The sequence below is a fragment of the Granulicatella sp. HMSC30F09 genome, assembly GCF_001806915.1.
Lineage (GTDB): Bacteria > Bacillota > Bacilli > Lactobacillales > Aerococcaceae > Granulicatella > Granulicatella adiacens.
Genome location: NZ_KV786425.1, coordinates 1 through 23,442 on the forward strand (window position 1 = coordinate 1; position 23,442 = coordinate 23,442).

Genomic DNA, 23,442 nt, shown 5'->3' on the forward strand with positions numbered 1-23,442 from the left:
GAGTCTACTTTAGAGGGAGCATATCACATATATGTTACATTTTGCTTTTTCGTTTTTAGTAGATTATGAGATTAAAAAATAATTAGATTTTCTTGACAAATACGCATTCCTCTAGTATTCTTTATAGCAACAATAAAAATTCTTAGACAGAGATAAAGACGTACACTAAAGAGATAGAAGCCGTGGCTGAAAGCTTCTAACCGTACAAGGAAAGACACTCTTGAGGAGAATAATGCAAAGTTATTCCGGTAATTCCGTTATCATTGAGAGGGAAAGAGCTCTTTCCGAACTAAGGTGGTACCACGAAATTTTCGTCCTGACTTCTATTGAAGTTGGGATTTTTTTATTTTTACTGAAAGAAAGGATGATTCATATGATTCAAAAACCAAAAGGGACAGCCGATTTATTACCTGAGGAACTCAAAATTTGGCACTATATCGAAGAAACAGCACGCATCATTTTAGGCGATTATCAATTTGAAGAAATGCGTACACCAATGTTTGAAAGCTACGATTTATTTAGCCGTGGTGTTGGGGATACAAGCGATATCGTTTCAAAAGAGATGTATGATTTCTACGATAAAGGAGATCGTCACATTACACTTCGTCCAGAAGGAACTGCAGCGATTGTTCGTGCGTATGTAGAAAATAAATTATTTGGACCTGAACATAAAAAACCGTATAAAGTGTATTATATGGCTCCGATGTTTCGTTACGAACGTCCACAATCAGGACGTCTTCGTCAATTCCACCAATTAGGAGTTGAGGTGTTTGGATCTACAAATCCTGCCACTGATGTTGAAACCATTGCAATGGCATGGGATTTATTAAAAGAATTAGGATTGTCCAATATGCGCTTAGTGATTAATTCTCTTGGAAAAACTGCTGACCGTATTAAATACCGTGAAGCGTTAATTAGTTACTTAGAACCATTTGCGGATGAACTCAGTGAAGATTCTAAAAATCGACTTCATAAAAATCCATTACGTGTCTTAGATAGTAAAGACAAACGTGATATTGAAATCGTGAAAAATGCACCACGCATCTTAGAATTCTTATCCGATGAAGCACGCACTCACTTTGAAAAAGTACAACAATACTTAAACGCATTAGAGATTCCATTTGAAATCGATGAAACAATGGTACGTGGGCTTGACTACTATCAAGATACAATTTTTGAAATCATGACAGATTCTAAATCATTCGGTGCTAAAACGACGATTTGTGGTGGTGGACGTTATGATGGTCTTGTACAAGAACTCGATGGACCTGAAACACCTGGTTTTGGATTTGGTCTTGGAATGGAACGTCTTGTGTTATTAATGAAAGACGAACAAGTAGAAGTTCCTGAATTACAAGAACTCGATGTCTATGTTGTTGGACTTGGTGAAACAACAGAAGAGGAAGTATTAAAACTTTCTATTTCACTCCGTCAACAAGGATATTCAGTTGACCGTGATTTCTTTGGGCGTAAAGCAAAACCACAGTTTAAGAACGCTCAAAAATATGGCGCTAAAGTGGTCATCACGCTTGGTGAAGAAGAATTAGAAACAAAACAAGTACCAGTCAAAGTAATGAAGACTGGTAAAGAAGTAAAAATTAATTTACAAGAACTCTACGAAGATTTTGATAGCATTTATCGTCAAATCACAATGGATACAACAGCCATTGACGAGTACTTTGGTAAATAGGAAGAGGGATGGATATGAAAAGAAGAACAGAATATTGTGGATTAATTAGTGAAAAATTAGTTGGACAAACAGTGACATTAGATGGTTGGGTGGCAAAACGTCGTGACCACGGTGGAGTTATCTTCATCGACTTACGTGACCGCGAAGGGATTATGCAAGTAGTCTTTAACCCAGCACGTAACCAAGAAGCGTTTGAAATCGCAGAAAAATTACGTTCTGAATATGTGATTCAAGTAACTGGTGAAGTGGCTTATCGTGGAGAAGGCCTAGAAAACCCAAATCTAAAAACTGGTAAATATGAATTGTTAGTAGATGAAGTAGAAGTATTCTCTAAAGCAAAAACTTCTCCTATCTATATCGATGATGAACAAAAACCATCAGAAGAATTACGCTTGAAATATCGTTATTTAGATATCCGTCGTCGTCCTGTATTAGAAAACTTACGCTTACGTCATAAAGCTACACGTTCAATTCGTGAGTATTTAGATGGTGAAGGTTATATCGATGTTGAAACTCCAATTTTAGCAAAATCAACACCAGAAGGAGCGCGTGACTATTTAGTACCTTCACGTGTTCACGAAGGAAGCTTCTATGCATTACCTCAATCACCGCAAACATTTAAACAATTGTTAATGGGTGCTGGATTAGACCGTTACTACCAAATCGTTCGTTGCTTCCGTGACGAAGACTTGCGTGGAGACCGTCAACCAGAATTTACACAAGTCGATATCGAAACAAGCTTCTTATCAGCTGAAGAAATCCAAGAGATGATGGAAGGCTTATTGAAGAAAGTGATGAAAGATACATTGGATGTGGAGGTTCAAACTCCATTCCCTCGTATTTCGTTTGCAGAAGCAATGGCTCGTTACGGAAACGACAAACCAGATACTCGTTTCGACCTAGAATTAATCGACGTAAGTGACATCATGAAAGAATCGGACCTTAAAGTGTTCAGTTCATGTATCGAAAACGGTGGAGAAGTAAAAGTACTTAACTTAAAAGGACTTGCGTCAGAATACTCTCGTAAAGATGCAGATAGTTTAGCAGACTTTGTTTCTAAATTCGGCGCTAAAGGTTTGGCTTGGATTAAAGTCGAAGAAGACGGCTTAAAAGGACCAATCGCGAAATTCATCGTGAACCAAGAATCTGCTTTCCGTGAACGTATCAACGCTGAAGTAGGAGATATCGTGTTCTTCTGTGCAGACAAACCATCAGTGGTTGCACAATCATTATCTGAATTACGTTTACACTTTGGTAAGAAACATAACTTAATCGATACAAACAAATTCAACTTCTTATGGGTTGTTGATTGGCCATTATTAGAACATGACGCTGAAGAAGACCGTTATGTAGCAATGCACCACCCATTCACTCGTCCAGTGAACGAAGACTTCCAAGCATTAATCGATGATCCAGCAGGAGCGAAAGCACAAGCCTACGATATCGTATTAAACGGCTATGAATTAGGTGGAGGATCACTACGTATTTACCGTCGTGACATGCAAGAAGCGATGTTTAAAGTTCTTGGATTCACAAAAGAATCTGCAGAAAGCCAATTTGGATTCCTATTAGATGCATTAGATTACGGATTCCCACCACATGGAGGAATCGCACTTGGGTTAGACCGTTTAGTAATGCTACTTGCTGGTGAAGACAACATCCGTGAAGTCATCGCGTTTCCTAAGAACAGCTCAGCAGTAGACCCAATGACACAAGCTCCAAGTGAAGTGTCAGCAAAACAACTAGATGAGCTTTCATTAAAAATTAAATAAGACGGGAATGGATTTCTAAAAGGAGGAAGAAACTTTGAAGAGTAGTAAAGGGGTTGTGTTTAAAAGACAACAACGTATCCTTCAGCTTTTACAAGAAAACCACGAGATGTCTGTTGAAGACTTATCGAAAGAGTTAGAAGTTTCTGAAATCACCATTCGAAGAGATTTACAACAATTTGAAGATCAAGGAGTTGTCGAGCGCTTCTACGGAGGCGCACGTTTCCTTACTGGGAAAATTAAACAGGAAAACGTGGAACAAATTCAATATAATTCCATGAAGAAAAACATTGCAAGAAGAGCCGCGGGATTAGTACGAGATCATAATATGGTCTTTATTAACTCAGGCTCTACTGCCTTTTTGTTATTAAATTTTCTAGCGGATGCCAACGTTACGATTTTAACGAATAATGGTCGTTCCATCTTCAAAAAGCCATCTACGAAAGCATCTATTGTGATTAGTGGTGGTGAAATTTTCGAACAAAAGAAATCTCTTGTAGGGGATTTTGCAATTAACTCATTCTCTAAAGCCCGTGCAGATATTTGTTTTTTAGGGGTTGGAGGGATTAGTAAAAACGGAATTTCAACCTATGCACTTCCAGAGACTGCCGTAAACCGTGTGATTTTAGAACGGACAACAGGGCACCGCATTATCGTTACGGAAGGATTTAAAGTGGGTCGTGATTCAAACTTCCATACGGCTGACTGTAATATGATTACTCATTTAATTACAGATCATACCGCTGACCCTGAAACAGTAGCTTATCTAAAGAGCATTGGTGTAAAAGTTATATTTATTTCGTAAGAAAAAGAATGTAGAGGTATAAAATGATTGAATTAGGAGAACGATTAACTCGAGTTGCTAGTTTTGTTCCAAACGGTTCAAAGGTATGCGATGTTGGGAGTGACCATGCGTATTTACCAGTGTATTTAATTCAAAACAACCAGATTACTTCAGCGATTGCAGGAGAAGTGGTTGAAGGGCCTTTTTTATCGGCTAAACAAACCGTTCGGGATTACCGGATGGAAGAGCGCATTGAAGTTCGTTTAGGCGACGGATTGCAAATTCTTTCAAAAGAAGATGAGATTACTGCTGTTACGATTTGTGGGATGGGCGGCGAACTCATTTCTCGGATCCTAGAAGCTGGATTCAGTGGCGGTCATTTAAACGGTAAAGAACGTCTCATTCTTCAACCAAACGTTGCAGAACATTTTGTACGTGAATGGTTAATGAATCATTCGTACCGTATTACTCATGAGACGGTCGTTGAAGATAATCATCGCTTGTATGAAATTATCGTGGCGGAACCAGTCGAAGAACGAGTAGAGTATACAGAACTAGAATTAAAATACGGTCCGATTTTATTGCAACATCCTTCAGAATTGTCTGTAGCAAAATGGACACGTATGAACCGTAAAAATAAAGAAATCATGGAACAATTACAAAAGAGTAAGACGCCTCAACATGAAAAAATTGAGCAGTTTGAAAAAGCGTTTAATGAATTGAAAGGAGTGATTGATCGTGCCAACAGTTAGAGATGTGGTAAGGCGTTTTGAAAAACGCGTGCCAAAGAATCTATCCGTTCCCAAAGACCCTATTGGACTTCATTTTGGAGAGTGGAATCAAGAAGTTAAAGTGATTATGACTACGCTGGATATTCGTCCAAGTGTCATTGAAGAAGCGATTGCTAAAAACGTTGATTTAATTATTGCGCATCATCCACCAATCTTTAGACCGGTTGCGTTATTTGATTTAACGGTTCCGCAAAATAAAATGTTCCAACAAATTTTGAAACATGATATTGCGGTGTATGCGGCACATACTAACCTTGATGTAGTCGAAGGTGGAGTGAATGATTGGTTGGCAGGTGAATTGCTATTATCTGATGTAACAGTGATGTCTCCAACGACAACCGTTCCGTCTATGAAGGTGATTACTTTTGTTCCTAAAATTGATGCAGAGAAAGTTTTAGAAGCGCTGTTTGAAGCTGGTGCTGGGACAATTGGTGACAACTATAAAGACTGTGCGTTTCAAACTTCAGGAGTTGGACAATTTACACCCGTTAAAGGCGCAAATCCTGCAATTGGTTCGTTAAATAAACCAGAATTTGTAGAAGAAGTGAAACTAGAGGTTGTTTGTTCTGAAGAAGTATTAAGTGATGTTTTAAAAAGCTTAAGAGCTTCACATCCTTATGAAGAACCAGCAATCGACGTCTTCTCAATGAAGAATGCAGGCAAGACGCTAGGATTTGGTCGTGTTGGAAATCTTCCAAAAGCAATGACAGGGGATGAATTTATCGCTTTTGTTACTGAGCGTTTCAAACTCAAGGGGCTCCGCTACGTTCCTTCTCGTGTAAATCCAGATGGACTCATCTCTAGAGTCGCTGTGATGGGCGGTTCTGGCGGAAACTATTACTTGGATGCACTAAAAAACGGCGCAGATGCCTTTGTAACAGGTGATATTTTTTACCATACAGCGCATGATATTCAAGAGACTTCATTATTCCTAGTGGATGCTGGGCATCATATCGAAGTTGTATGTCGAAAACAATTAGCCAAATGGGCTCGTGAATGGAAAGAAGAAAATAATTGGGATGTAACAGTGATTGAAAGTGAAACTTTTACAGATCCATTTAAATTTTATAAAGCAGGTGAAGAAAATGCATAAAGAATTAACAGAACGTTTTATCCGTTACGCAAAGAAAGAAACAAGATCTGACGAAACAAGTCAAACAGTCCCAACAACGCCATCTCAAACAGCGTTTTTAAAGGACTTAGAACAAGAATTAAATGAATTAGGATTCCAAGAAGTGTATTTAAATCCTAAAAACAGTTTCCTAACAGCAACAATTCCATCTAACGTAGACCACGAAGTGCCAACTATTGGATTTATTGCTCACGTAGATACAGCTGATTTTGAAGCTAGAAATATTCAACCTCAAATCCACGAAAACTATAACGGTGAAGCAATTGTCCTAGACGAAGAAGGAAAATTCGTATTAGACCCTAAAGACTTCCCGAACTTAAAGAACTATGTTGGTCAAACATTAATTACAACAAATGGTAAAACTTTACTAGGTGCTGACGATAAGTCTGGTGTGACAGAAATTGTTACAGCTGGGGCTTATTTATTACAACATCCAGAAATTAAACACGGAAAAATTCGTGTAGCGTTTGGTCCAGATGAAGAAATCGGACGTGGAGCTGATTTATTCGATGTAGAACAATTCGCGTGCGATTTTGCTTATACAATGGATGGTGGACCAGTTGGCGAATTAGAATATGAAAGCTTCAACGCTTGCCGTGCTACAGTTCGTATTCAAGGAAAGAACGTTCACCCTGGTACAGCTAAAGATACTATGGTGAGCGCATTAGAATTAGCTCGAAAATTCCAAAATGCTCTTCCAGAGTTCGAAGTTCCTGAACATACAACAGGGCGTGAAGGGTTCTACCACTTAGTAGCAGCTGAGGGTGTTGTTGAAGAAGCTAAATTAGTGTACATCTTACGTGACCACAGCCGCGAATTATTCAATGCGAAAAAAGATATGATGTTACGTATCGCTTCTCGTATGAACAAAGAATTAGATACAGACCGCATTACTGTTGATTTACATGATGAGTACTACAACATGGCAGAAATCATCGAAAAGGATTTCCGTTGTGTGGATGTGGCTAAACAAGCGTTAGAAAACTTAGACATCGTTCCAATCATTAAACCAATCCGTGGTGGTACAGATGGTTCTAAGATTTCATTCATGGGATTACCAACGCCAAATATTTTTGCAGGTGGCGAAAACATGCATGGCCGCTATGAATATGTTGCTGTTGAATCAATGGAAAAAGCAACACAAGTGATTATCGAAATCGCTCGATTAGCAGCATTATAATTTTTAACTAGAAAAGGAAAGGAGTGAGTTCATGACATTTGATGGTATTTTCACCAAATGGATGATGGACGAAGTGGCGCCTCAATTAGTTGGAGGACGGATTACAAAGATTCATCAACCATTACCATACGATGTACAATTCACCATTCGTGCCAACCGTAAGAACTACTTGCTTGTGTGTTCGGCACACCCAATGATGGCTCGTGTACAATTTATTTCTGAGAAACCAGAGAATCCAGAAGTTGCTCCTAACTTTTGTATGATTCTTCGTAAGTATTTAGAAGGATCTATTATCCAATCATTCACTCAAGTAGAGAATGATCGTATTTTACATTTGGACGTTTCAACGCGTGATGAACTTGGGGATAAGGCTGGATATCGTTTCACAATCGAGATGATGGGTCGTCATAGTAATTTATTCTTAGTGAATCAAGAAGATAACACGATTATCGATTGTGTGAAACGTCTCTCTCTTGGTCAAAACAGTTATCGTACCTTACAACCAGGTGCAAGCTATGTAATGCCCCCTCAAACGCAGAAGAAGAATCCTTTTGAATACTCGCTCTTTGAATTAGATAGTTTACTCCATCCTTATAGTGGTGAACCAGGTGAAAGAACATTAATGAATGTCTTTCAAGGGATTAGTAAGCAATCTGCTCATGAAATTGTGGAACGTAGTGAAAGAGGAGGCCAAAGTTTAGCGGAAGCATTACATCACTATCTTGAAGAAGGAAATACAGCGATTCAGCCTACACTTACAAAGGCAGAGGATGGAAAGACGTACTTCTTACCATTTCCTTATATGAGTAAGGTTGGTGAGTCTCAAAGCTTCGACAGCCTCTCTGAATTATTAAGTGCTTACTATGTACAGAAGATTCAAGAAGAGAAGATTCAGCAATTAGCAGGACATCTATTGCAAATGTTGAAATCTGAACTTCGAAAGAACCGTGAGAAGATGGTAAAACTCGATGAAGATTTAGCCAGAACGGAAGATGCAGATCATTATCGCGTATATGGAGACTTGATTAACACATACCAACACCAAATTGAAAAAGGTGCAAGTAGTGTTACGGTTCAAAACTTCTACGAGGACTATGAAGAAGTAACAATTCCATTAAATCCATTATTAACGGCTTCTCAAAATGCACAGGCGTATTTTAAAAAATACCAAAAACTTAGAAATGCGGTAACGCATATTCATGAGCAACAAGAAGCAACGAAGAATGAAATGGACTACCTCGAGAGTGTTATTTACCAAATCGAAGAAGCGGATGTATTTAACTTAGAAGCCATTCGTGAAGAACTTGTTGAGAGTGGCTACTTAAAACGTTCTGCGTTGAAAAAAGGTATTAAGAAACAAGGTGGCGCGAAACCACATGTGTTTTATGCAACAGACGGCACGCGAATCTTGGTTGGACGAAATAACTTACAAAACGACCAATTAACACTTCGACAAGCGAAGAAGGAATACTTATGGCTTCATGCACAAAATATTCCAGGATCTCACGTGATTATTGAATCTAGTAATCCAGCGGAAGAAACAATTGGTGAAGGCGCGATGCTTGCTGCATACTACTCAAAATATCGTCTTTCAGGAACGGTTCCAGTAGATTATGTTCAAGTATCGAAAATTCGTAAACCAAATGGAGCTAAACCAGGTTTTGTAGTCTACGAAGGCCAACAAAATACTTATATTACGCCTGATCCATTAAAGGTAGAAGCGTTAAGAAATAATAAACCGAAATAGAGGGATATTATGAAAATTATTGTGACAGGATTTGACCCTTTTGGAGGGGAAAAGATTAATCCATCGATTGAATGCGTGAAGGCTCTTCCCGAAGTTGAAGGCGTAGAACTGATTCGTTTAGAATTACCAACTGTGTTTAAGGAATCAGCAAAGCGTTTGAATGAAGTCATTAATGAAGTGAAACCAGATGCAGTATTAAGCGTTGGCCAAGCAGGGGGAAGACCTGGAATTACAATGGAACGTATTGCGATTAATGTCGATGATGCGAGAATTCCAGACAATATCAGTCAACAACCAATTGATGAAACCATTCAAACAAAAGGGGCAGCTGCTTATTTTTCAACTTTGCCGATTAAACGAATTGTAAAAGCGATTCGTGAAGCAGGAATTTCGGTGGAAGTATCCAATTCCGCTGGGACATTCGTATGTAATCACATCATGTACCAAGCGTTATTTTCTGCAACAAAGGCTGAGAAACCTTTTAAAGCGGGATTTATGCATATTCCGTTTATTCCAGAACAAACAACGGATAAACCGTCTCTACCGCTTGAAGAGAGCACTAAAGCTTTACAGATTGCGATTGAGACAATCCGTGATTATTTAAACGATGAAGATATTAAGGTTCAAGAGGGAGCCATTTTTTAGAAAGGAGGGAGATGAATAATGTCACCAAAAGCAGCATATATTCATATCCCTTTTTGTTCGCATATTTGTTATTATTGCGATTTTAACAAAGTATTTATTGAAGGACAGCCGGTTGATGAATATATCGAATTATTGATTAGAGAAATGGAACTGACTGGGAAAAAATATAAAATTGAACCTCTTGAAACACTATACGTGGGTGGAGGAACACCGTCTTCATTAAATCCGCATCAAATGGAACGATTGCTAGATGGAATCCATGAACATTTACCGCTTCAAAAAGGGGCAGAGTTTTCAATGGAATTGAACCCTGATGATGGTACTCATGAACTGCTCACCGTAATGAAAAAAGGAGGAGTGAATCGCCTCAGTATGGGCGTTCAGACCTTCAATAATGATTTACTGAAAGCAATCGGCCGTAAACATACAAAAGAGACGGCAATCCGTACCATCGAGAATGCAAGACAAGTTGGATTCGAGAATATGAGTATTGACTTGATTTTCAGACTTCCAAAACAGACGATTGCTGATTTTGAAGAGAGTTTAAAAATGGCGATGGATCTAGATCTACCTCATTACTCAATTTATTCACTGATTTTAGAACAAAAGACTGTTTTTTATAATCTGATGAGGCAAGGGAAACTTCCATTGCCGAGTCAAGATGAAGAGGCTGATATGTTTGAACTAGCGATGAAGACGATGGAGGATTTCGGTCGTCATCATTATGAGATTAGTAATTATGCACTTCCTGGATATGAATCTAGACATAATCTTCATTATTGGAAGGCGGATGAGTACTTTGCGTTTGGTGCAGGAGCCCATGGCTATGTGAATGGAGTTCGTTACCAAAACAATGGACCTATTCAACATTATCTTGAGCCGCTCCGAGAGTGGAAACTTCCTATCTTCTCAGAAACAAAACTGTCTAAAAAACAGCTGATTGAAGAATTTATGTTTTTAGGATTAAGAAAATTTTCTGGTGTATCAAAGAAAGAATTCATGGAAAGATTTGGAAATTCTATGGAAAAAATTTATGGAGAAGTTTTAGAGGAATTATTGGAAGAAAAACTCTTAACAACCACTCATGATGGATATGTTTTGACGCATCAAGGGAAATTTTTTGGAAATAACGTTTTCCAATCATTTTTGATTGATGAAGATCAGAATGAAATTTGATGAAAACAAGGGGTTTTGTTAAACATTTCTTAAAGAATGTGGTATTATACTTTATGGCATTTCTAATGCACAAAAAATAAAAGAAAAGGGGATATCTATCCAATGGAAAATATCGTTAAGATTTTAACAGCACCAGCATTCGTGTCTGCTATCTTCTCAACAATTTCAATTATCTTAGTGGGTTATTTCATCCGCAAGAAAAACATTGTTGATGCAAACAGTGGTAAAGTTTTATCAAACGTTTTACTTTCAGTTGCGCTTCCTGCGTTAGCGTTCAAAGCTTTCATGGTTGACATTAATGACAAAACATTCACAACTGGATTAAACGTATTTATCTTCGGCTTTATTGCTTATGTCATTTTAATTCTTTTAGGAGAATTATTCTTTATTAAGGAGAAAGGTGACCGTAAAACTACTTTATCAGTATTAACAACATTCGGTTCAACAACTTTCTTTGGGATTCCAATTATTAACGGTTTATTAGGAGCAGCTGGTATTTTATATGCTAATATCTTCAACTTAGCTTACCGTGTGTTCTTATATTCTTACGGATTAATTCGTATGAGCGGATTAAAATTCGAGAAGAAAAACTTCAAAATGATTTTCGGTAACATCATCGTTATCGCAACATTTGCCGGATTATTAATCTGGATCTTCCAATCTTCATTACCACAAGTAGCTGTTCAAGTTAAAGTTGGTGAAGAAACTAAAGAAGTTATGTATGCTTTCTTACGTATCGATAAGACAGCTCCATGGTTATTCAAAGCTATTACTTACTTAGCTGACTTAAGCTCACCACTTGCATGGTTAGCAATCGGTATCACTTTAGGAAACATTTCTTTAGGTGAAGCCGTTAAAGATAAGATGGTTTGGTACTACAGCATTGTTAAATTAATCTTAGTTCCTGCAGTATTCGTTGGAATTATTTTCGCAGTTAGCCCATTCTTACCAATGGCTCCGGAAGCTTCAAAAGGTATTCTTATTATGTTAGCTACACCACCAGCAACCGTTGCCGTGGCTTACGCTATCAAATACGATAAAGAAGCAGCACTTGCAAGTAATGCTTCATTACTAGGAACTGTATTAGCAGTATTCGCAATCGTCTTCTGGATTGTTGCTGGATCTGTTATTTTCCCTGGAGTAGGATAAACAAAAAAAGTAGATCGATTTTCGGTCTACTTTTCAATTTTTACAAAATGGAGGAGTTAAAATGAAAGTTTTAGCATATGGGGTTCGTGAAGTTGAATTACCAATTTTCGAACAAGTAAACAAGAAATTCGGATACGAATTAACATGTATTCCAGAATACTTAAATTCTGAAGAAACTGCTCGCAAAGCAGAAGGTTTCAAAGCTGTTATTTTACGTGGTAACTGCTGGGCAAACAAAGAAACTTTAGATATCTACAAAGAATTAGGAGTAGAGTACGTATTAACTCGTACTGTGGGTGTAAACCACATCGATGCTGAATACGCAAAATCATTAGGAATGAAATTAGGTTACGTTCCTTTCTATTCTCCAAACGCAATTAGTGAATTAGCAGTTACTTTAGCAATGACATTATTACGTAACGTTGCTTACACTGCAGCAAAAACTAGCCAACAAGATTTCACAGTAGATACTCAAATGTTTGCTAAAGAAATCCGTAACTGTACTGTTGGGGTTGTCGGTATCGGACGTATCGGTTTAACAACTGCAACATTATTCAAAGGTTTAGGCGCTAACGTATTAGCTTACGATGCTTTCCCTAAAGAAGGCGTTGATCATATCTGTACTCAAGTACCTTTAGATGAGTTATTAGCAAAATCAGACGTGATTTCAATTCACGCTCCATACATTCCAGCAAACGGAAAAGTAATCACTAAAGAATTCATCAGCAAAATGAAACCAGGTGCTATCTTAGTAAACACTGCTCGTGGTGAATTACAAGATATTGATGCAATCATCGAAGCGTTAGAATCAGGTCACTTACGTGGTGTTGGTTTAGACGTTTTAGAAGGGGAAAGCGAAGTATTCTTCAAAGACTTACGTGGTCAAGAAATCAAAAATCCTGCTATCCGTAAATTAGTTGAATTATACCCACGTGTATTATTAACACCTCATATGGGTAGTTACACTGATGAAGCAGTATTAAACATGGTTGAAACAAGTTTTGAAAACTTAAAAGCATATGTTGAAACTGGTTCATGTAAAAATGACATTCAATGCTAATTGAAAGTAAACAAAAAAATCTCTTAGAGCAATCTAAGAGATTTTTTTTGCTTTATAAATATTTGAAAATCGCTAGAAACATGAAAATGGCTCCTGCTAGAACGAAAATATGCCAAATCACATGGTAAAAATTATGATATTTACGTTTGTAGAAGATTGTACCAAGAGAATAACTTAATCCACCCAAGAAGAGATAGAGAATACCTCCCCAACCCATGCTTTCATATAAAGGTTTCAAGGTAAAAATGGAAACCCATCCCATTGCTAGGTAAAGAAAAACTGAAATCTTAGAGAATTTCTCTAAAAAGAATGCTTCGATGATGACACCACCAATAGCAAAAATCCAAATAGCAATGCAGAAGGTTAATCCTTCCTGGCCTCCAATTCCGATTAAACAAAATGGAGTATAGGTTCCAGCAATTAATAGATATATCGAAGAGTGATCAATCCGCTGAAATACTTTTGCGGCTTTTGTAAATTTAAAGCTATGATAGAGCGTTGACGCTAAAAATAATAAGATGAGTGAAGCTCCATACACACTAAATGCGATGATTTGCGTGGTATTATTGACTGCCACAGCCTTCATTAAGAGTAGTACAAGCGCAGTAATGGCTAATGCGACTCCAATGCCGTGAGTGACCGCATTAAGGACTTCACCGACAATCTCTGATTTTATCGATTGGACTTTTCGTTCTTTTTTGAGAGTTGATTCTTTCATAGAAACACGCTCCTTTCAACACATCTTATTATAGAAGGCAAATCGTTATTTGTCCAACAGACTTTTTAGGACTTTTTTGTGAAACTGACTCACGTTTGTTGTTAAGAAAGGCTTAAAGGTGCCTTTTTAAGTTTTCATTAATTCCATTTTATAGTAAAATAGTGGATATATAAGTATTGGGTGTTCCCAGAAAAGGAGATTTAACAATGAGTGTTCATATTAATGCAACAAAAGGGCAAGTTGCCGAATCAGTTTTAATGCCAGGAGATCCATTACGTGCTAAATTTATTGCTGAGCATTACTTGACTGAAGTAGAACAATATAATGCGGTCCGAAATATGTTTGGATATACCGGACTTTATAAAGGACAACGTGTTTCTGTTCAAGGAAGTGGAATGGGAATTCCTTCAATTATGATTTATGCGAATGAATTATATACTGAATTTGGTGCAGAACGCATCATCCGTATTGGTTCTGCTGGTGGCATGCAAGAGAATGTTAAAGTTCGTGATATTGTTTTAGCGCAAGGTGCTACTACAGATTCATCAATCTTCAACAACATTTTCCATAATCAAGTAACGTTTGCTCCAATTGCAAGCTTTAATTTATTGGATAAAGCCTATCATCTTGCGAAAGATCGTGGTGTAGGCGTACACGTTGGAAACGTACTATCATCAGATCGCTTCTATAATGCAGAATTAGATAAGAAAAAATTAATGGATTATGGAATGCTATGTGTTGAAATGGAGGCTGCTGGACTATATGCATTAGCAGCACAACATAAGAAAGAAGCTTTAGCAATTCTTACCATTAGTGATCATCTGTTAACAGGTGAAGAAACAACTGCACAAGAACGTGAACAAACATTTAACGACATGATGGAAATCGCGTTAGAAACAGTTCGTGCATAAAATTTGAATAGAAAGAAGGAACCCGAATGGGAAATAATCCAAAACCTCAAGGAGCTGTTCAAACAGGCTTAGAGTCAAAAAAAGTTTCCGTTTGGATTTTAATACTGGCTGTACTAATCACTGCTGCTTTAACTTACTTTGGCACAACTCTTACAGTTTCACCACAAACCCAAGCGCAAACTACGCAATCTACGCAAACTACCAATAGAAATTCTAATAGTAGCGTGCTCTCTAACGAAGACTTAAGTAAAATAGAGTTAGTCTATAAAACTTTGATGAACGGTTATGTGGATAAGAACATCTCCAAAGACAATCTTATTAATGGAGCCTTAAAAGGAATGAGTGATGCAGCTGGAGATCCGTATACAACCTACTTGGTGAATGAAGAAACATCAGCGATAGACGAAACACTAACGGGTTCTTTCGGAGGAATCGGTGCGGAATTAAGATCTGAAAATAATAAAGTGATTATCAGTAATACTCGTGAAGGAACACCTTCTCAAAAAATAGGATTACAAGAAAACGATGTAATTCTTAAAGTAGATGGTGAGGATATGGAAGGAAAAAGTATTTCTTATGTAGTATCCAAAGTCCGTGGAGAAGTTGGAACAGATGTCACTTTAACCATTCAACGTGGAAGTCAAGAATTAGAAGTAAAAATTACTAGAGCGAAAATTTCCATTGAGACTGTAAAGGGCACTGTAGATGAAACAGATCCAACAATTGGTCATGTAAAAATCAATTCGTTTGCTAAAAATACAGCTCAAGAAGTTGAAAATGCTGTGACTGATTTACGTCAAAAAGGCGTGAAGAAATTTATCTTTGATGTGCGCTATAATCCTGGTGGATTGTTAGACCAAGCGTTAGCGATTAGTAATATGTTTGTAGAAGAAGGCAAGACTATTTTAAATATTGAAGATAGAAATGGTAAAATTACAGCCTATAAAGCATCTAAAGAATATGGTACCTTTAAAATCACAGAACCTTATGTGCTTCTTGTGAACGAAGGAAGTGCTTCTGCATCTGAAATTTTAGCAGGAGCCCTTAAAGAATCTGCAAATGCAAAATTAATTGGTTCTAAAACATACGGAAAAGGAACCGTACAGTCTGTAGTTGATGTTTCAAAAAACGCAGAGCTAAAATATACAACTGCTAAATGGTTAACTCCAAATGAAACGTGGATTCACAAAACAGGAATTGAACCAACCGAAGCGGTATCAATGCCTGAATACTACAACATTACAATTGTGGATACTCGTGAAGTCGTAAAAGAAGGTTCTGTATCTGATAATGTTAAAACCATTGAAACAATCTTAAAAGGTTTAGGATATGATGTAAAAGCAGATGGATATTTTGATTCTAAAACAACTGAAGCAGTAAAACAGTTCCAAAAATCAAAAGGAATCTCAGAAACTGGTGAAGTGAATGAACAAACGGGATCGGCTTTAATGAATACAATTCGCGAAGAATTGAAGAAAAACGATACACAATATAAAGCTGCGGTGAAAGCATTACAATAAGGAGGATAGGAATGAACGAAGAGAATCAACTAGAAAATTCAAGCCTATCATCTATTGAAGAACGTCTTCAGTCTCGAAAAGATAAGAGTAAACAAAAGAAAAAACTTCATCCAATCATCGAGGAAATTGTGAGTTGGATTTGGTCAATCATTGTTGCAGCAACTATTATGTTTCTTTTATACGTTTTTGTAGGAAGACCATTTACGGTTAGTGGACAATCGATGTATCCTACTCTTCATAATGGAGACCATATGATTATGTCAAAACTTGGTGGTATTAATCGTTTTGATGTGGTTATTTTGAAAGCACCTGATGAAGATAAAGAGTATATTAAACGAGTGATAGGGATGCCTGGAGACACTGTAGAAGTTAAAGGCGGAGTCCTTTACATTAATGGAAAACAGGTAGAACAACCGTTTATCAATTCGAATAGTGATAAAAAGACTGTCTATATTGATGATTTCACATTAAAACAATTGACTGGAGAAGATAAAGTACCAGAAGGAAAATACTTCGTAATGGGAGATAACAGAGGAGTTTCAAAGGACAGCCGAATGATTGGATTTATTGATCAGGCTTCAATTGAAGGAAAAGCAGTATTTACTGTTTGGCCTCTAAATAGAATCGGTGGTCTTAAAGATTACTCAAATTTATACCATTAATATAAAGGTGATTACGATTATCGTAATCACCTTTTTGTGTCTTTAAATGAATATGGTAAAATTAGAATAGAGGAGGTGGGTTCATGACTGATATTTCTTTAAAGAATGTTTCGTTTTCTTACTATGGTAGTCTAAGACCTATTTTTAATCAGATAAATCTATCTTTTGATACAAATTGGAAGATAGGTTTGATTGGAAGAAATGGAATCGGTAAAACTACCTTATTAAAAATGTTAACGAAGGAATTAGAATATACAGGTGTCATTACAAATAGCACTACATGCGTTTATTTTCCTCCTACAATTAAAAATCATGATTTAACGTGTTTGGAAATATATAGACAAAGCAGTGAAGAGGAAGAATGGAAATTTATAAGAGAGCTTAATCTTTTAGGTTTAGATTTAAGTGTTTTGGATCAGCCTTTATCTTTATTATCTCCAGGAGAACGTATGAAAGTTCTTCTTGGAATTCTGTTTACGAAGGAAGATGCTTTTGTATTAATTGATGAACCCACGAATCATCTTGATTCCTTAGGAAGAAAGGTTGTTAGCGAATATCTTCGGCAAAAAAGACAGGGATTCATGGTTATTTCACATGATCGTGAATTTTTAGATGGATGTATCGATCATGTATTAGCCATTAATCGCAATAGTATAGAAATCCAAAGTGGAAATTACAGTAGTTGGTATCAAAACAAGCTCCAAAAAGATCAACTAGAATTTAATGAAAATCATAAACTAATAAAGGAAATTAGCCGATTAAAGGATGCTTCGAAGGAAACCAAACAATGGTCCGATCGAATTGAAAACACTAAAAATGGGCATAAAATATCGGGAATTAAACCAGATAAGGGATATATTGGGCATCAATCCGCAAAAATGATGAAAAAATCAAAGAATCTTATAAAACGGCAAGAAAAACTAATTGAAGAGAAAGAACGGTTACTAAAAGATATAGAGCTTCAGGAAAACTTGTTTTTGCATCCATTGAATTTTCCTAAGAAGGAAATCATAAAAGTGAATCATCTTTCTTTTAATTATGGAGATAAAAATATTCTTCAAGATCTTTCTTTTGTAATAAAAAGAGGGGATAGAATATCGATTAATGGAGAAAATGGCTCTGGAAAAAGTACTTTATTTAATTGTCTGATTGGTAAACTAGAAGTGGAGTCCTCTATGATTTTAAAGCCAAAAGATTTAAAAATTTCTTATGTTCCTCAGGAGATTAAAAATTTAAAAGGAAGCTTTAAAGAATATATTCGTTCAAAGGAAATCGATGAGACACTCTGTAGAACTCTATTAGCAAAACTAAATATTTCGAAAGATTTGTTAGAAAGTGATATCGAGTCTTACAGTGATGGCCAAAAAAAGAAATTGTTATTATCAATAAGCTTAGCAACGAAAGCTCATTTGTATATATGGGATGAACCTATGAATTATATCGACGTAATTTCTAGAGAGCAAATTGAGAAAGTAATACTGGATAATGATATTACTCTTATATTTGTTGAACACGATAACTATTTTAAAAAGAAGATCGCTAATAAAAATATAGAATTGTTATGAACAAGAAATTCTTTAAATTAAAAAGGAGATTATCAAAAGGTAATCTCTTTTTTTACGTGTTGATTCTCACAATATTCGAAATAAATTCTAATTAAAGATATAACTTTATGAATTTTTCGCAAAGTTTGAAATATTTTGAATTTTTTAGACAATTTATGTTGATTTTTACTTAAAAATAAATAGAATGATACTGTATGATTGTTATCTGATTGGGTATTTTAATTATTATTTAGTTATTTTCATGAATGGTGGCAGGACTACAAAAAATATTATAAGAAGTGAGGAATCAAAATGAAATTTGAAAAACGACAGAGGTTTTCAATCCGGAAATTTAGCGTGGGAGTAGCTTCAGTAATTATAGGTCAGTTCTTTTTAGGAGGAACTATAAATGTACCTGTTGTGCAAGCTAATGAGGTTGTTGAATCCGGTGTAATATCTCAAGATAAAGGTGCCGAGGAACTGCAACCATCAAAGGGCGATCTACCAACAGATGTTACTAAACAAAAGGAAGAAAAAGTTGAATTAGGAAATAAGGAGAATGTTCCTAATACAAATGAAATTAAAAAGGAAGAAAAGGCTGTTACATCAGGAATCGATAAAACAGACGCTTCAAGCAAATCTGAAAGTGAAGTTTCTAACAATGAAACAACTGATAATACAGATAACACAACAAAAGAGACAACTAATAAAGAAGATGGGTTAGAGTCAAACCTTTCTAAAGAGCAATTAAATAATGCAATCGTTGAAGGCGAAGTCGTAACGAAAGAAGCCGAGAAGTTTTTAAATAATTTGAATGATTCAACTAATAAAACTGAGATTGAAGGATCATTACGTCATACATCAGGGTTGTTGAAGGAAGCAAAAGCAGCATTTATTTCTAAAGAGGTGAATCAAGAGACTATTGACGCACTTCGTTTAAATCTTTCAAATGCTATTGAAACTTTATGGAATCAGATGAAAAGCTCAGGGCACACTGATACTGTCTCTTATATGCTCAATACAGCTGGGGTACAAGCGTCTTCCCCATCTAATGAAAAACCATATATGACTATTGAGCGTTATTTTGGACCTGATGAGGGTCGTTCTGTTGTAGATTATAAACTAATTAAAAATGGATCAACTATTGAATTAAGATATAAAGTTGGTTTAACAAGAATCACTTCGGATGAAGTTGAATTAACTCAGGATGCGAAAGATTTAGGTTTCACTTATGAAAAAGAAACAGGTTATTTAATTAAAGAACTATCTTTAAACCATCAAGTAGCTAGTAAGACTTATGTAATTGGGCTACAATCCAAAAATGACCCAGATACACGTGTTGTTGCGAATCTTTTAATCGAAGAACCTCCAGTATTCCAAATAGTAGATAATTATTCTTATTTATATGGCACCGATGAAGGAAGCAGAATTACAGGGAATGGTATATTAAGTGATTCAGTGACTTATGATAAAAAAACAAGCACAGCATATATGACTGCAACCCCGTTTGGTTATTATATTCTTTCTAATAAATCAAGTACGATTTCTGACGTAAAACCAGATACCCCACAATATTCATCCAATCTTTGGTTGTCTATTCCAGGGAGAAGAACAGATTATAATCTTCAGAATGACGAGGCTCCTGTTAAAATTACTAGATTCGAAGTTAAAAATGCCAGTCCAGGTGTTGAAGTAGAATTTATTAAAGATGGACCAGCTAAAGGGGATAATATATTTATTGAAAGAGATAATATAACTACCTCTAATGTTTTGACGGACAATAAGTATGTTACATCAGTATATAGCACTGATTACGACAATGTAAACGATCCTAGAGGTAATTCAGTTTCTCCATATAGAATTAATTTTAAATCTCTACCCGAAAAAGCTGGAAACTATTTTATTGACTTCCAGGTTACTGATAATATTGGAAGAGTAACAAACTATCATCTTAATTTAATTACTAAAGAAATATCCCAAACATCACCTTCTAGAAATGATGGTACATATGTTTTAACGAATGCTGATGTAATGTTTGAAGCTGATAAAATTTATCGTGTTTCAAATCCAACACCCGTTGCAATTCCTTCTACAAATCAGAAACAAATTATTGGGAACTTAGTACTGAATAAAGCCAATGCTACTTTAGAAATCCAGCAAGATAGTGTCCCTCAAGGAATTACTATCGAAAAAAATCCTTTAGATAAGACAAAATACATTGTTACTAAAAACGCTGGAGTAGTGTTATCTCCTGGTGTGTATTCGTTTAAAGCGAAAGCAATCGACGGTCACTTTGGAAATAACAATGTTGTTCGTACATTTAAATTTGAAGTACTAGAGGGATTAAATAATATCCCTGATCAAACTTGGCAGGAGGGACAAGCTATACCTAATGTTCCAATTTCGCTAACAAATGGAACGAATATTACTAATCTGTCTGTGGAGTATGAAGGGGAAGAAGGCTTTGTTCGCCTTGATTCTAATAGTAACAATAATGGACTAGCTGGTTATGCTCTTAAGAAGACAGAAGGTAAAAAAACTGCGATAGTCACAGCCACTTATTTAAATAGCGAGAATGAGAGTCGACAGATTAAAACAAGATTTACCTATGAAGTTACTCCTCGTCCTGTTTCTAATTTAAGTTTATCGATTACAAATGATAGACAAACAATTGTTGAAGGGAATCGATTCAAAGACATTCAACTAAATGCTAGTGAGGGTGCTGAATTAAATGTAGATGAAAGTAAACTTCCTGATGGGGTTACTTATGATAAAGTTTTAAAGAAGATTGCTGGAATTGGACAATATGAGGGTCAGTATGTTATCCCTGTTACGGCTTCAAAAAATGGAGAATCGATAACCAAACTAGTTGAACTAACGGTTACTCCTGGTGCTTTTGATATTCCAAGTGTTTCTTATGAATATACAGCCGGAAAAGAAATAGCACCAATTACTCTTAAAATACCTGCAAATGCAAGAGTGAACTATACGTCGGGCTCTTTACCAAACGGATTAAAATGGTCAGAAGATAAAAAAACAATTACTGGTACTCCGACTCAGGTTGGAACTTATACAGTTTCTGCAGAAGTTACAAGAACTACTACTTCTGGAAGTAGCCAAAGAGCAACTGCAACAATAAGAATTAAAGTAAATAGTGTTCCACTTAATTTTACAATTCCTGATAATCGTAAAGAAGTAAAAGTTTTAGACGCTCTTCCTTCAATTCCGTTGCAAGCAGAAGGTGCAAATATTACTCTAACTTCCGGTTCCCTACCGCCAGGAGTTAATTATAATTCAGTATCTAAAACTCTTGAGGGCATACCGACTAGAGTTGGGACTTACACAGCTACATTTACAGCAACAAGTGCGACGATTAGTGGCAACACAACTGCTAGTGCATCTGTAACAATCACTGTTACACCAAGGGATTTAAATGTTACAGTTGAAAATAAAAACCAAGAGAAAACAGTCCTATCTCCTGTAGACGAAGTGAGATTAACCGTTTCTGATGAGAAGGCTAGATTAGAGCTTGATACTAGTAAACTTCCTCAAGGGTTAACATACAATGCTTCCACGAAAACAATTTCTGGAACTGCTACAAAAGTTGGTGATTATTCCGTACCTTATAAGGCAACATTTGCTGAAATGGCAGATTCTCCGGTGTCTGGAGGATATATCCGATTTAATATCAGACCACTTCCTGTAAGTATCAATGTAACCGACAAAGAACAAACCATCCATTTAGGCGAAAATATCAAGAACATGGTCGTTAGTCATAGCGAGCATTCAAAACTTGGAGCAAGATACTTAAGTGTAGATTTACCTGAGTCAGACTTAGACTCTTATCTAGAATCAACGGCAGGGTTACATTATGATCGTGTAACTCACACAATCAGTGGAACTCCTACAAAAGCTGGGGTATACAAAATTCGTTTGAAAGCTTCTGTTGAATCAGATTCATTAGGAAAAGGAACTGCAGAAGAAATTATTACCTTGAAGGTTATTGATGATCCAGTATCTCTTGATATGAAAAATGATCGTCAGTTAATCGTTCTAGGAAATAAAGCTAGACCCGTTACATTACAGGTTCCTTCTGATGCTAGAGTGAGTGTTGACCAAACTAAACTTCCTAGCGGTTTAACATACAATGCGCAAACGAAAACAATTGAAGGAACTCCAACAGTCGCTGGTCAATATGATATTCCAGTAACGGTGACAAGTTCTAGTGGAAATAAAACCATTACAAAGGATATCTCGATTGATGTTGTCGACCTTACACCACAACAAGTGACTCCTCCAACAATTTCTGTTAAAGAAAATAATGACGGAACTCACACAATCACCATTACTCAACCTGAGGGTCAATCTCCAATAGAAACAATCATTAAAAATGGTAAAGACGGAGAAACTCCAAAAGTTAAAGTGGAACGTGACGATGCTAAGAAAGAGACAAAACTAACTTTCTACAAAGACGTAAACGCCAATAATGAGTTTGATGAAAATACAGATACGGTCCTTGGCACATCTGTAATCAAAGATGGCGCCGATGGTCAAAAAGGAGAACAAGGTATCGCAGGTCCTCAAGGTGTTGCCGGTCCTAAGGGTGACAAAGGAGATCCAGGAGAAGTTGGTCCTCAAGGTGCAGCTGGAGCTAAAGGTGAGCAAGGCGAACAAGGTCAAGCTGGACGTGACGGTAAAGACGGAGAAACTCCAAAAGTTAAAGTAGAACGAGATGATACTAAGAAAGAAACTAAATTAACGTTCTACAAAGACGTAAACGCCAATAATGAGTTTGATGAAAATACAGATACGGTCCTTGGCACATCTGTAATCAAAGATGGCGCCGATGGTCAAAAAGGAGAACAAGGTATTGCAGGCCCTCAAGGTGTTGCCGGACCTAAAGGTGACAAAGGTGATCCAGGAGCAGTTGGACCTCAAGGTGCAGCTGGAGCTAAAGGTGAGCA

The 23,442-nt window shown here is 36.5% G+C and carries 17 protein-coding genes; 16 read left to right on the forward strand and 1 reads right to left on the reverse strand.

Translation table 11 applies throughout. The features are described from left to right. Positions 1-373 precede the first annotated feature (373 nt). From hisS to HMPREF3103_RS05025, 11 genes are all read left to right on the forward strand, one after another. Positions 374-1,690 carry a histidine--tRNA ligase gene (hisS, locus tag HMPREF3103_RS04975; RefSeq protein WP_070437864.1) on the forward strand — a complete coding sequence of 439 codons (1,317 nt, stop codon included), beginning with the start codon at positions 374-376 and terminating at the stop codon, positions 1,688-1,690. 14 nt (positions 1,691-1,704) lie between these two features. Further along, a complete protein-coding gene (gene aspS / locus HMPREF3103_RS04980; protein WP_070437834.1) occupies positions 1,705-3,462 on the forward strand; it encodes an aspartate--tRNA ligase in 1,758 nt (585 codons plus the stop codon). Between the two features lie 34 nt (positions 3,463-3,496). Further along, positions 3,497-4,264 carry a DeoR/GlpR family DNA-binding transcription regulator gene (locus HMPREF3103_RS04985; protein WP_070437837.1) on the forward strand — a complete coding sequence of 256 codons (768 nt, stop codon included), beginning with the start codon at positions 3,497-3,499 and terminating at the stop codon, positions 4,262-4,264. A 23-nt stretch (positions 4,265-4,287) separates the two neighbouring features. Beyond that, a complete protein-coding gene (locus HMPREF3103_RS04990) occupies positions 4,288-4,995 on the forward strand; it encodes a tRNA (adenine(22)-N(1))-methyltransferase (RefSeq protein ID WP_070437841.1) in 708 nt (235 codons plus the stop codon). Continuing rightward, positions 4,982-6,127: a Nif3-like dinuclear metal center hexameric protein gene (locus HMPREF3103_RS04995; protein ID WP_070437844.1), complete on the forward strand. Its 1,146-nt coding sequence runs from the start codon at positions 4,982-4,984 to the stop codon at positions 6,125-6,127. Before HMPREF3103_RS04990 ends, HMPREF3103_RS04995 begins: the two co-directional genes overlap by 14 nt. Further along, a complete protein-coding gene (pepT, locus tag HMPREF3103_RS05000; RefSeq protein ID WP_005605412.1) occupies positions 6,120-7,346 on the forward strand; it encodes a peptidase T in 1,227 nt (408 codons plus the stop codon). Before HMPREF3103_RS04995 ends, pepT begins: the two co-directional genes overlap by 8 nt. A gap of 31 nt (positions 7,347-7,377) precedes the next feature. Then, complete coding sequence (locus HMPREF3103_RS05005) at positions 7,378-9,093, forward strand: NFACT RNA binding domain-containing protein (RefSeq protein ID WP_070437847.1); 1,716 nt, start codon at positions 7,378-7,380, stop codon at positions 9,091-9,093. Positions 9,094-9,102: 9 nt separating this feature from the next. Then, positions 9,103-9,738 (forward strand): pyroglutamyl-peptidase I, encoded by a 636-nt coding sequence (pcp, locus tag HMPREF3103_RS05010; protein WP_070437850.1) that lies wholly within the window; start codon positions 9,103-9,105, stop codon positions 9,736-9,738. A gap of 18 nt (positions 9,739-9,756) precedes the next feature. After that, positions 9,757-10,914 (forward strand): radical SAM family heme chaperone HemW, encoded by a 1,158-nt coding sequence (gene hemW / locus HMPREF3103_RS05015; protein ID WP_070437853.1) that lies wholly within the window; start codon positions 9,757-9,759, stop codon positions 10,912-10,914. Positions 10,915-11,016: 102 nt separating this feature from the next. Then, positions 11,017-12,063, forward strand: coding sequence for an AEC family transporter (locus HMPREF3103_RS05020; RefSeq protein ID WP_005605416.1), 1,047 nt, complete (start codon positions 11,017-11,019; stop codon positions 12,061-12,063). A gap of 61 nt (positions 12,064-12,124) precedes the next feature. After that, positions 12,125-13,123, forward strand: a complete 999-nt coding sequence (locus tag HMPREF3103_RS05025) for a 2-hydroxyacid dehydrogenase (RefSeq protein WP_005605418.1) — start codon at positions 12,125-12,127, stop codon at positions 13,121-13,123. A 52-nt stretch (positions 13,124-13,175) separates the two neighbouring features. Here HMPREF3103_RS05025 and HMPREF3103_RS05030 read toward each other — a convergent pair whose 3' ends face one another. Next, positions 13,176-13,841 (reverse strand): PAQR family membrane homeostasis protein TrhA, encoded by a 666-nt coding sequence (locus tag HMPREF3103_RS05030; RefSeq protein WP_070437855.1) that lies wholly within the window; start codon positions 13,839-13,841, stop codon positions 13,176-13,178. A gap of 206 nt (positions 13,842-14,047) precedes the next feature. Here HMPREF3103_RS05030 and deoD point away from each other — a divergent pair, with 206 nt between their 5' ends. The 5 genes from deoD to HMPREF3103_RS05055 all read left to right on the forward strand — a co-directional run. Continuing rightward, entirely contained in the window at positions 14,048-14,752 is a 705-nt protein-coding gene (gene deoD / locus HMPREF3103_RS05035) for a purine-nucleoside phosphorylase (protein WP_049554605.1), read from the forward strand. 26 nt (positions 14,753-14,778) lie between these two features. After that, positions 14,779-16,272 (forward strand): S41 family peptidase, encoded by a 1,494-nt coding sequence (locus HMPREF3103_RS05040; protein ID WP_070437858.1) that lies wholly within the window; start codon positions 14,779-14,781, stop codon positions 16,270-16,272. A gap of 11 nt (positions 16,273-16,283) precedes the next feature. After that, entirely contained in the window at positions 16,284-16,934 is a 651-nt protein-coding gene (gene lepB, locus HMPREF3103_RS05045) for a signal peptidase I (RefSeq protein ID WP_005605425.1), read from the forward strand. Between the two features lie 83 nt (positions 16,935-17,017). Beyond that, positions 17,018-18,499 carry a ribosomal protection-like ABC-F family protein gene (gene abc-f, locus HMPREF3103_RS05050; protein WP_070437861.1) on the forward strand — a complete coding sequence of 494 codons (1,482 nt, stop codon included), beginning with the start codon at positions 17,018-17,020 and terminating at the stop codon, positions 18,497-18,499. A 291-nt stretch (positions 18,500-18,790) separates the two neighbouring features. Continuing rightward, a partial coding sequence (locus HMPREF3103_RS05055) for a putative Ig domain-containing protein (protein WP_148128810.1) occupies positions 18,791-23,442 on the forward strand: 4,652 nt, incomplete at its 3' end.

What these genes read in the sequence shown, in the direction of transcription:
- pepT (WP_005605412.1), top strand. Translation starts at nt 6,120, where the DNA reads ATGCATAAAGAATTAACAGAACGTTTTATCCGTTACGCAAAGAAAGAA.
- hisS (WP_070437864.1), top strand. Translation starts at nt 374, where the DNA reads ATGATTCAAAAACCAAAAGGGACAGCCGATTTATTACCTGAGGAACTC.
- HMPREF3103_RS05030 (WP_070437855.1), bottom strand. Translation starts at nt 13,841, where the DNA reads ATGAAAGAATCAACTCTCAAAAAAGAACGAAAAGTCCAATCGATAAAA.
- hemW (WP_070437853.1), top strand. Translation starts at nt 9,757, where the DNA reads ATGTCACCAAAAGCAGCATATATTCATATCCCTTTTTGTTCGCATATT.
- HMPREF3103_RS04990 (WP_070437841.1), top strand. Translation starts at nt 4,288, where the DNA reads ATGATTGAATTAGGAGAACGATTAACTCGAGTTGCTAGTTTTGTTCCA.
- HMPREF3103_RS05005 (WP_070437847.1), top strand. Translation starts at nt 7,378, where the DNA reads ATGACATTTGATGGTATTTTCACCAAATGGATGATGGACGAAGTGGCG.
- lepB (WP_005605425.1), top strand. Translation starts at nt 16,284, where the DNA reads ATGAACGAAGAGAATCAACTAGAAAATTCAAGCCTATCATCTATTGAA.
- deoD (WP_049554605.1), top strand. Translation starts at nt 14,048, where the DNA reads ATGAGTGTTCATATTAATGCAACAAAAGGGCAAGTTGCCGAATCAGTT.
- aspS (WP_070437834.1), top strand. Translation starts at nt 1,705, where the DNA reads ATGAAAAGAAGAACAGAATATTGTGGATTAATTAGTGAAAAATTAGTT.
- HMPREF3103_RS05025 (WP_005605418.1), top strand. Translation starts at nt 12,125, where the DNA reads ATGAAAGTTTTAGCATATGGGGTTCGTGAAGTTGAATTACCAATTTTC.
- HMPREF3103_RS05020 (WP_005605416.1), top strand. Translation starts at nt 11,017, where the DNA reads ATGGAAAATATCGTTAAGATTTTAACAGCACCAGCATTCGTGTCTGCT.
- abc-f (WP_070437861.1), top strand. Translation starts at nt 17,018, where the DNA reads ATGACTGATATTTCTTTAAAGAATGTTTCGTTTTCTTACTATGGTAGT.
- HMPREF3103_RS05040 (WP_070437858.1), top strand. Translation starts at nt 14,779, where the DNA reads ATGGGAAATAATCCAAAACCTCAAGGAGCTGTTCAAACAGGCTTAGAG.
- pcp (WP_070437850.1), top strand. Translation starts at nt 9,103, where the DNA reads ATGAAAATTATTGTGACAGGATTTGACCCTTTTGGAGGGGAAAAGATT.